Raw genomic sequence first — 9,484 nt, 5'->3', positions numbered from 1 at the left:
TGAGAATCATAATAGACTCATCCGGCGTTGGTTGCCTAAGGGAAGCAAAAATGCGACTCAACAACAAGTCGCATTTATTGAAAACTGGATTAACAACTATCCAAAGAAACTATTCAATTATAAATCTCCTATAGAGTTTTTACAGACTGCCTAACTTGAACTTGAAATTTGGCGTTCTATTCCTTATCACTGTCTACATTATTTATTTGTTGCTTTCATCATATCATGTCTTGCTAAACTGACCATTAAGAAAAGATAAAAGTTTCATAAAGATAACCTGCTAATTAGCTATTATGACTTAAAAAAGGTTGCGATATCTTCCTCTGTTATACCAATCATTGGATCAATCGTTAGAAAGTTTTCTTCGGTGAGACGATAATTTTCAGGCTTTTGTGGAGATAAAGCAGGGCTGTCTGTGGTAGGCGATTCTGCATTTGATGATAGGGGGCTTGTAGTTGATTCATCAAGAACAGGGACTGTCTGACTGGCAACTACTTGATTGCCAAAGCGTTCCACTAGATACGTTTTACGACTAGCTCCTTCATTTTTGACAGCGTAGTCAAAGGCGGAGAGTTCTCCCAACATGATGAGTTTGCTTTTAGAGCGTGTGATGGCTGTATAAATGAGGTTACGCTGGAGCATGCGACCGCTCTGGCGCGTGATAGGTAGGATAACTACCTGAAACTCACTGCCCTGAGATTTATGGATAGACATGGCGTAGGCAAGGGTAATCTTGTGCCACTCATTGCGAGGATAGGTGACTTCGTTCCCATCAAATTGAATGGTGATTTCATCTTGTTTGCTGTCTGTGTATTTGGCGGGCATTAATTCGGTAATGTAGCCAAGATCTCCATTAAACACATTGAGTTCTGCATCATTAACCAGATGTAAGACCTTGTCAGAGCTCCTAAAGATTTGATCGTTGAATAGAAATTCGAGTTTTTCTTCCTTAGGATTAAGGAGGTTTTGCATGAGAGTATTGAGGTTGGTAATACCTGCTTGTCCTCGGTACATGGGTGCTAGAATTTGGACATCTTGTGCTTTGATACCAGATTTCAAGGCAGAGCGAACAATCTTTTCCACCATATCTGGAATGTATTGTGCTTGAGCTTCAAAATAAGAGCGGTCAGCTTTTTTCTGGGTAAAATCATCAGGAAGCTGTCCCGAACGCATTTGACTAGCTAGGGTAACAATGGTCGAATCTTCAGACTGTCGAAAGATTTTGGTTAAGGCAACCTGTGGAAGCTCTGCTATTTTTAACAAATCAGCTAAAACTTGCCCAGGGCCGACAGACGGAAGCTGGTCGCTATCACCGATAATAATAACTTGTGTATGGCTGGCAATTGAGGCAAAAAGTTGGTTAGCCAGCCAAGTGTCTACCATAGAGAACTCATCAATGATGATAAGCTCGCAATCAAGATAATCATCAATGGATTGGTAATCGTTGTTATTGTCCCCATTTAGTCCGAGGTGACGATGAATGGTCGCTGCTGGCAATCCTGTCAGCTCATTCATGCGTCTGGCAGCACGTCCTGTTGGGGCAGCTAGAGTGATAGGAACTTCGTTTTTATGAGTGTCAATGCCGTGGAGTTTACCGTATGCTTCAATGATGCCGTTGATAACAGTTGTTTTTCCAGTACCAGGTCCACCGGTTAAAATGAAAACTTTGCTCTTTAAGGCATCGTGAATGGCTTTTTTCTGTATGTCATCATAGGCCAACTTGAAATTGGCTTCGATACGAGTAATTGCTTCGGAGATTTTATCGTCGTCAAGATTTTTTTCTAATGGGGTTTCCATGATGCGAGATAGGTGTTTTTTTATCCCTTCTTCTGCATAATAGAGGGTATTATCAAAGATACGCGTCTCAACATTTTGAATCTTATCTTCGGCGATTAAGTTTTGGAGTTCCTGAGCGACCTGCGCAGGAACTAGCTCAATTTGGCGAGCCTCTTCTAGGATGTAAAGTGCCCTTTCCAATAATTCCTTAGCTTCGACATAGGTATCCCCCTTTTCCAAAGAGGCTTCTAGGAGGCTGTGAACAAGGGCTGCGCGGAAGCGCTGGGGTGCATCAGCTTCGATGCCCAGCTTTTCTGCCAAAAGGTCAGCACTTTTAAAACCAACCCCTTGAATATCTTCTACTAACTGGTAGGGATTTTCGTGAATGATGTCAAGGGTCATGTCCTTATACTGATTGAAAATCTCAAAGGCAACACGGTTGGTCAATCCATATTCGGCAAGTTTTGCGAGAATTTGTTCAGTTCCATAATTGAGCTTTAATTTGGCAAGAAAGCCTTCACGGTTCACTTTGGACAAGCCAGAAATGGTAGCTAATTTTGATGGATCTTCCAAGATTTTATCAATGGTATTATCACCGTAAAGCTGGACAATTTTTTCAGCTGTTTTTTTCCCGATGCCTTTGAAATGATCACTGGAGAAATATTTGACCAAACCAGAGGAAGTCGGTTTAGCCCGCTCGTAGCGAGTGACTTTGAGCTGCTCACCATACCTAGGGTGCTGGGTCAATTCTCCCCAAAAAGTGTAGTTTTCCCCCTCGATAACATCAGCAATCGTTCCTGTCACGATGACTTCAAAATCATTAAAGTCACTGTCTGTGTCTTCAATGTCTAGCAAGATAATTTTAAAAAAATTACTAGCATTTTCAAAAATAATGCGATTAATCTCGCCTGAAAAATATACTTCGTTCATAGTTTTTTAGTAAAAAGGTTGAGCGTAGCTCAACCTTGAAATGTGAGTTTTTCACTAGATAGTGATGACAAATTTTGGCAACTTTTAATCAACGGTTCCGATTTTGTTAAATGGCCAGAAGCGGAATTTGATTTCACCAATGATGGCTTCTTTTTTAAAGGTTCCTACTGCTCGGCTATCTTTTGAGACGATACGGTCATCTCCGAGAAGGTAGTATTGTCCTTCTGGAACGGTAACTGTAAAGGAGCTTGAACCAGTACGATCAGCCGTAAATGAGGGTGACTGTTCCGCTAATTGTTGGAAAAGTTTGCTATAAGAGTAGGTGCTCTGCAATTTATCCTTAGCAAACAGCTTACGGTATTCGTCTAAATAAGGTTCTTCAGTTTTTTGACCATTGACATAGAGGGTGTCGTTGTCATAGGTGATGGTATCTCCAGGCATACCGATGACACGTTTTACGATTTTTTTAGATTCACCGTTCTCATCAGTCTCATCTGCGACGACAATGTCAAAACGATTAATTTTAGAGATTTTTACGACAAAGAGATATTCTTTATCGGCTAAGGTTGGGTCCATAGAGTGACCATCAACAGTAACGCTGAACCAAACAAAGATAGAAGAGAGGAGGATAGCAGACATTGTGAGGAGAAAAAGTCCCCATTCTTTGATAAATTGTTTCATAGATTAAAAAATAGTGTTAGTTCGAGAGGTTCGAACGTTTTTTGTCCTTTCAAGTAGTTAATAGTTTTCTCTTATTTCGAGAGTTTTAGTGCTTTTTGTGTATTAGCAAAGTGGAGTTTTGCGGCATAATGAAGTCCTTCCATCCCGTAGGCAGAAAGGATTTTGCTGGCAACCTTATCAGAGTTTGCTCCTGCTCCGCTTGGGAGTTTATAACCAAGATCACTGCTCAGCTTTTCCAGATTTTCAAGAAAGAGATTTCTGGCAATGATGGAGCTAACCGCCACGGCTAAGTATTTCCCCTCAGCTTTTTCTTCAAAAGTCAGAGGATTATTGAAGTGATTGGCTTCGTTTTTGAGATACTTTTCATAATTTTTCTGACTGGTAAAGGCGTCGATAACGATTTTATCGGGTGTTGCGACTTCCTGTAGGAGCAGAAAAATCGCTTGGTTATGCAGAGCCACTTTAACAGAGACGGCATTATGCTTTTTGCCTTCCCCCACGACTTCGTTATATTTTTTAGGAGACAATAGCAGAGCTTTGTGAGGGATTTTATCTTCTAAGATTGGCGCAATCTGACGAATTTTGAGGTCTGTTAGATTTTTAGAATCATCGACACCAAGTGATTTGAGAAAGGCATGATCGTCTGGTGTTACCAAGCTCGCAACAACAGCAATGCCACCAAAGTAAGAACCGTTACCAACCTCATCTGAACCAATCAATGAGAGATTTTGCCCAGCAGGTGATACTGCTTTGCTATTTTCCAAAACATAACCAAAGGACTCCGCTAAGCCTTGGGCGCCGCTGCCTTGAAAGACAATCTTACCCGAAGTGTAAACGAGTACGGTTGTGCTAGAAACCTTAGCAGCAAAGGAAACATAAGGATTATTGTTAGTAATTTGGTAGTTAGCGAGTTCTTGAGCTAGGGACTTAGTTCGTCCTTCTCCCATCTTCATGACGATAGTGTTCATAGAAATATTGTAACATAAAGAGAAGAAAAGGTCATATTTTACCATTTTCTAATTTTGCGTTATAATGGTAGGAGTTAGAGTAATAATGGAAAGGGTTGTTTGGTTGTGAGATACGACTAAACACGGAGCGGATTGGCGAAAAATGGTATAGCCGTTACGTTCTTTGAGATTAAAACATGAAAAATCGTTACAAATTTGTTTTTGGTAATAAACCGCTAACCCTCACTACGGATAAAGATAATCTTTTTATGGAAGAAGTGGAACGTGTTGCGCGTGAAAAATACGATGCGATTAAACGTAGCCTTCCTGAAGCGGATAATGAGACGATTGCTATTTTGATGGCGATTAACACCTTATCCACGCAACTTAGTCGCGAGATTGTATTTGAAGAGACAGAGCGTGAGCTTGAGCGATTGCGAACTGAGAAAATCATGGCCTTAAAGGAAAAAAATAATCAGTTAGAATTGGAATTAAGTGAGGATGAGAGATGATTGGTTTACTCTTTATCCTCATTCTGGCTTGGCAATTTTATATTGGTTACATGCGTGGCATTTTGTTACAAGGTTACTATGCGCTTGCAAGTGTGATGTCATTGTTTATTGCAAATCATTTTTACCAAAGACTAGCAGAAAGGCTGACGCTCTGGGTGCCATTTGTTAATCCAGGACAAGATACGGTGGTTCATTTTTTTAAGGATGTCACTGTTTTTGACCTTGATAGGGTTTTCTACGCAGGTGTTGCTTTTATTGGTATTTATGGTCTGAGCTATGTCGCTTTTCGAGTGATTGGTATTTTTCTTCACTTGGTTAACTTGGATCAGTTTGATAGTGTTTTATTAAACTGTGTGAGTGGTGGGCTTGCTATTTTAGTTACTATTCTCTTTTTTAGCATGGGACTAACACTGGTAGCAACGGTTCCAGCTACTACTATTCAGAATTTTTTAGCTAGTCATATCATGATAAAGCTATTGATTAATTTCCCAATTTTCGCGCAACTTTGGAAATATTTTTGGGTGACAAAGATTTTTTAAAATCTGGAACAGATGTTCTGGATTTTTTTGCTGTATTTAAGGTGAGACTTGCTCTTTTTTCTCCTCTTATCTATTACTGTGATATAATATAACCATGAATAACAAGATTATTGAACAATTAGAATTTAACAAGGTTAGAAGTCTTTTTGAACCTTATTTACAAACCCAGCAAGGGCTAGTAGAATTACGTGACCTTGAGCCCATGGTAAATCCTGATAAGATTGAACAATCCTTTACCGAAATTTCGGATATGGAAGCCATTTTTATCGAGCACCACGGTTTTGCCATGGGAAGTTTGCGCGATGTCTCAGAACCTCTTCGTCGCCTCGAGTTAGACGCAGACTTGAACGTTGCTGAATTGATTGAGCTAAAAAAAGTTCTTCAAGTATCGGCTGAAATGAGTCGTTTTTATAGTCTTTTGGAAAATGCAGAGCTAAAAGCTTTGGGTCGTCTTTTTGAGACGCTTGAGGTGTTTCCAAGTTTATCAGGAAGCCTTCAAGCCATTAACGATGGTGGCTTTATTGAAAATTTTGCCAGTCCAGAATTGGAAAAAATTCGCCGTCAAATTGCCATTAGTGAAGGCCAGGTACGTGAGACCTTACAGGGAATTCTGAAGAAAAGTGCCGATTATTTATCAGAAAATCTGATTGCTTCTCGTAATGGTCGCTCAGTGCTTCCTGTGCGGAATTCGCACCGTAATAAAATTGCTGGTGTGGTGCATGACATTTCATCTTCTGGAAATACGGTCTATATTGAGCCACGTGCTGTGGTACAGCTAAATGAAGAAATCACGCAGTTGCGTGCTGATGAGCGACACGAGATGGCAAGGGTGCTCCACGAGCTGTCAAATATGCTTCGTCCACATGCCCACATTATCAGAAATAATGCTTGGATTTTAGGGCATATTGATTTGGTGCGTGCCAAGTATCTGTTCATGAGAGAGAAAAAGGCAGTTGTACCGACCTTATCAGCAGATAAGAGTATTCAGCTCTTTAATGTTAGACACCCTCTACTGATTAATCCCGTTCCAAATGATTTGTATTTTCCAAATGAGCTGATAGGTATTGTGATCACAGGTCCAAATACGGGTGGTAAGACCATCATGCTAAAGACGCTTGGTTTGACACAGTTGATGGCTCAATCTGGTCTTCCTGTTTTGGCGGATGTGGGTTCAAAGGTTGCTGTCTTTAAAGACATTTTTGCGGATATTGGTGATGAGCAGTCTATTGAGCAGAGCTTGTCTACCTTCTCAAGCCACATGACACAAGTTGTTGCGACCTTACAAGCTGCTGATGAGGATAGCCTTATTCTTTTTGATGAGTTGGGAGCAGGTACGGACCCGCAAGAGGGAGCTAGTCTTGCGATGGCTATTCTTGATTATCTTCGCCTTAATGGCATTAAGACGATGGCGACAACTCACTATCCAGAACTCAAGGCTTATGGTATTGAGACAGCGCATGTTGAAAATGCCAGCATGGAGTTTGATGTGGCAACCTTAAGTCCAACTTACCGCTTCATGCAAGGTGTCCCTGGACGCTCAAATGCCTTTGAAATTGCTCGCCGTTTAGGACTTTCTGCTACTATTGTGGAAAAAGCAGAGCAGATGACTGACCGTGATAGTGATGTCAATCGTATCATTGAGCAGTTGGAAGCACAGACTGTGGAAAGCCGTAAACGATTGGATCATATCCGTGATGTTGAGCAAGAAAATCTCAAATTTAACCGTGCGGTTAAGAAATTGTATAATGAATTTGCCCATACTAAGGACAAGGAAGTTGAAAAAGCGGCAGCAGAGGCGCGTGAGGTGGTTGAATTGGCGATTGCTGAATCCGATAAAATCCTTAAAGATCTCCACGATCGCGCGGCTCTGAAACCACATGAAGTGATTGAAGCTAAAGGTCAACTGAAAAAACTTGCTCCAGAAGCTCAGCTTTCCCACAATAAAGTCTTGAAAAAAGCGAAAAAGTTAAAAAATCCTGAAGTGGGTGATGATATCATCGTGACGGCTTATGGTCAGCGTGGTACTTTGGTGAAGAAAATCAAGGACAAAACTTGGGAGGCTCAGGTTGGTATCATCAAGATGACTTTAATCGAGGACGAGTTTAGCTTGGTTAAGGTGCAGGAAGAAGCTCAGAAACCTAAGAAACGTCAAATCAATGTGGTCAAGAAAGTTGCAACAGGGTCTGGGCCAAGGGCTCGTTTGGATCTTCGTGGTAAACGCTATGAGGAAGCTATGCAGGAGTTGGATGCCTTTATTGACCAAGCACTTTTGAATAATATGGGACAAGTGGACATTATTCATGGTATTGGTACAGGAGTCATTCGTGAGGCAGTAACTAAATATCTTCGTCGTAACAAACATGTTAAATACTTTGAATATGCCCCACAAACGGCTGGAGGAAGTGGCTGTACCATTGCGACACTAGGGTAAGAGTTCGGAAAGTAAAACATGTTAAAGAAAATATTAGTGACCGTTTCGTTTTTTATGATAAGTATTCTTCTAATGAGCTGTGGTCGTCAATCAAGTTCTGAACTCCAAGAAAAAAAGACAGGGACTTATCAAGAGTCTGTAGCAAATCTAGAAGAAATTACCTTGCAAGAGCTCAATGAGAAGATTGCTAATTCAGAGGAGTTTTTAATCTACTTAGGTCGTCCAACATGTGGGTATTGTCAGGTTTTTGTTCCAAAGTTAGCGGAGGCTCATCAGGAGAAATCGGCAAGGATTTATTACCTAAATTCAGATGAGGCTGATGCTAAAGATTGGAATGAATTCATTGCTTACTTTGGTATTAAGACCGTTCCACATTTTAGCTATTTTTCTGATAAACAGATGGTAGATAGTCTGTTAAAAGGTAGCGAATCAACCGTTGATGAGATTAAGGCTTTTATTGAAAAATATAGTGAGTAAAAAGTGCCTGCGATTTTTTGCCAGAGTTTTTTGTAGGAATAATCATCGTATATTTCTTTAAATTCCTACGATTTGCTTTATCTTAATCGTGGTAAATCATAAAAGTCTGTCCGAACGAATAAGTATTCTCTCTCCTTTATTTAACCGACTGCGTGATTTGTTCGCCTCATTCTCAAAGCTGATACCCCTCCGGTGGAATCAGCCGAATGCCGAACCCAACTGATACTCATCCAAAATCAAAATTAGCAGTTTAAGTAAAATCAAGAACCAATAAATGGCTTGATTTACCAGAGCTTCTTTCGCCATGGTGATATTCTTATTAGTAAAACTGTCCAGTGGACAGTTTTAGCCCAAGCTCAGAAATAAAAGAGCGAGGGGAATTGGCTTGATAAAAACGGATTTTTGGGAGAACTACAGAAATTGAAAGTCAATTTCGTAGTAGTTCCCCCGCAAGGATGATTAGGTTGCACACTGTCGAGTAGTCGACAAGTACAGCCAATCATCTACTGCGAAAAAGAGGGTCAAAAAGTAGCAATGAAACTCCGTAGGAGGTTGTGATACTGACTTCGTCAGCTTCATTTCCCACCTCAAAAGGTCTCCCAGACCTTTGGAGCGTCCGCACTTTTAAGAAAGAAGCAAAAAAGTAATTTTTGATTTTTGACAAGTATAAAAATGCTGAAGCATGTTGCACCAGCATTTTTATTTTTCATTCTTTGATACAGCTAGTATTCCTATAAGAATTAAAATCATCAATCCATAAAATATTTTCTCATATCGATACCCATCTGAAACCATAAAATTAAGAATTAAATAACTACTAATTACAAAAATAATTAAATATTTAATTTTTTTCATAGCAAATACTCTTATCATATTTTCACATTTTTTAATAAAATAACTTGATTTATCTAAATTCCTCCTTTCTAACAAGTTATTTCTATATTTTATCACTTTTACTATATACCCAACTTCCCAAAAAAAAACAAGTTTTTAAAAAAACGTTTTTATGGTACGATAAGCCAAATTTCAAGTTCAAGTTAGGCAGTCTGTAAAAACTCTATAGGAGATTTATAATTGAATAGTTTCTTTGGATAGTTGTTAATCCAGTTTTCAATAAATGCGACTTGTTGTTGAGTCGCATTTTTGCTTCCCTTAGGCAACCAACGCCGGATGAGTCTATTATGATTCTCA

General features: G+C 39.8%; 6 protein-coding genes and 3 pseudogenes. 5 read left to right on the top strand and 4 right to left on the bottom strand.

Features of this window, described 5'->3' with window-relative positions; all coding sequences use genetic code 11:
• A pseudogene (locus EAF07_RS10245) lies at positions 1 to 154 on the top strand (IS30 family transposase); the annotation flags it as partial.
• A 343-nt stretch (positions 155 to 497) separates the two neighbouring features.
• On the opposite strand, the pseudogene recD2 reads toward EAF07_RS10245, so the two are convergent.
• The 3 genes and pseudogenes from recD2 to rnhC form a co-directional block, all read right to left on the bottom strand.
• Positions 498 to 2,706, bottom strand: a pseudogene (gene recD2 / locus EAF07_RS10240) (SF1B family DNA helicase RecD2); the annotation flags it as partial.
• 84 nt (positions 2,707 to 2,790) lie between these two features.
• Positions 2,791 to 3,387: a signal peptidase I gene (lepB, locus tag EAF07_RS10235; protein WP_121836448.1), complete on the bottom strand. Its 597-nt coding sequence runs from the start codon at positions 3,385 to 3,387 to the stop codon at positions 2,791 to 2,793.
• A gap of 71 nt (positions 3,388 to 3,458) precedes the next feature.
• Entirely contained in the window at positions 3,459 to 4,355 is an 897-nt protein-coding gene (gene rnhC / locus EAF07_RS10230; RefSeq protein WP_121836447.1) for a ribonuclease HIII, read from the bottom strand.
• Between the two features lie 176 nt (positions 4,356 to 4,531).
• Between rnhC and EAF07_RS10225 the strand changes: the two genes are divergently transcribed.
• The 4 genes from EAF07_RS10225 (at position 4,532) to EAF07_RS10210 (ending at position 8,293) form a co-directional block, all read left to right on the top strand.
• Positions 4,532 to 4,846 carry a hypothetical protein gene (locus tag EAF07_RS10225; protein WP_121836446.1) on the top strand — a complete coding sequence of 105 codons (315 nt, stop codon included), beginning with the start codon at positions 4,532 to 4,534 and terminating at the stop codon, positions 4,844 to 4,846.
• Positions 4,843 to 5,385, top strand: a complete 543-nt coding sequence (locus EAF07_RS10220; protein WP_121836445.1) for a CvpA family protein — start codon at positions 4,843 to 4,845, stop codon at positions 5,383 to 5,385. The genes EAF07_RS10225 and EAF07_RS10220 overlap by 4 nt, the downstream gene beginning before the upstream one ends.
• A 94-nt stretch (positions 5,386 to 5,479) precedes the next feature.
• Positions 5,480 to 7,816 carry an endonuclease MutS2 gene (locus EAF07_RS10215; protein WP_121836444.1) on the top strand — a complete coding sequence of 779 codons (2,337 nt, stop codon included), beginning with the start codon at positions 5,480 to 5,482 and terminating at the stop codon, positions 7,814 to 7,816.
• Between the two features lie 18 nt (positions 7,817 to 7,834).
• Positions 7,835 to 8,293, top strand: a complete 459-nt coding sequence (locus EAF07_RS10210; RefSeq protein ID WP_121836443.1) for a DUF6568 family protein — start codon at positions 7,835 to 7,837, stop codon at positions 8,291 to 8,293.
• Positions 8,294 to 9,330: 1,037 nt separating this feature from the next.
• On the opposite strand, the pseudogene EAF07_RS10200 reads toward EAF07_RS10210, so the two are convergent.
• A pseudogene (locus EAF07_RS10200) lies at positions 9,331 to 9,484 on the bottom strand (IS30 family transposase); the annotation flags it as partial.

Source organism: Streptococcus hillyeri (assembly GCF_003686955.1).
Taxonomy (GTDB): Bacteria; Bacillota; Bacilli; order Lactobacillales; family Streptococcaceae; genus Streptococcus; species Streptococcus hillyeri.
This window is presented reverse-complemented; position numbering and strand designations above follow the sequence as displayed.

Coding starts and splice junctions, on each gene's coding strand:
- rnhC (WP_121836447.1), bottom strand. CDS start 4,355: ATGAACACTATCGTCATGAAGATGGGAGAAGGACGAACTAAGTCCCTA.
- EAF07_RS10220 (WP_121836445.1), top strand. CDS start 4,843: ATGATTGGTTTACTCTTTATCCTCATTCTGGCTTGGCAATTTTATATT.
- EAF07_RS10210 (WP_121836443.1), top strand. CDS start 7,835: ATGTTAAAGAAAATATTAGTGACCGTTTCGTTTTTTATGATAAGTATT.
- lepB (WP_121836448.1), bottom strand. CDS start 3,387: ATGAAACAATTTATCAAAGAATGGGGACTTTTTCTCCTCACAATGTCT.
- EAF07_RS10215 (WP_121836444.1), top strand. CDS start 5,480: ATGAATAACAAGATTATTGAACAATTAGAATTTAACAAGGTTAGAAGT.
- EAF07_RS10225 (WP_121836446.1), top strand. CDS start 4,532: ATGAAAAATCGTTACAAATTTGTTTTTGGTAATAAACCGCTAACCCTC.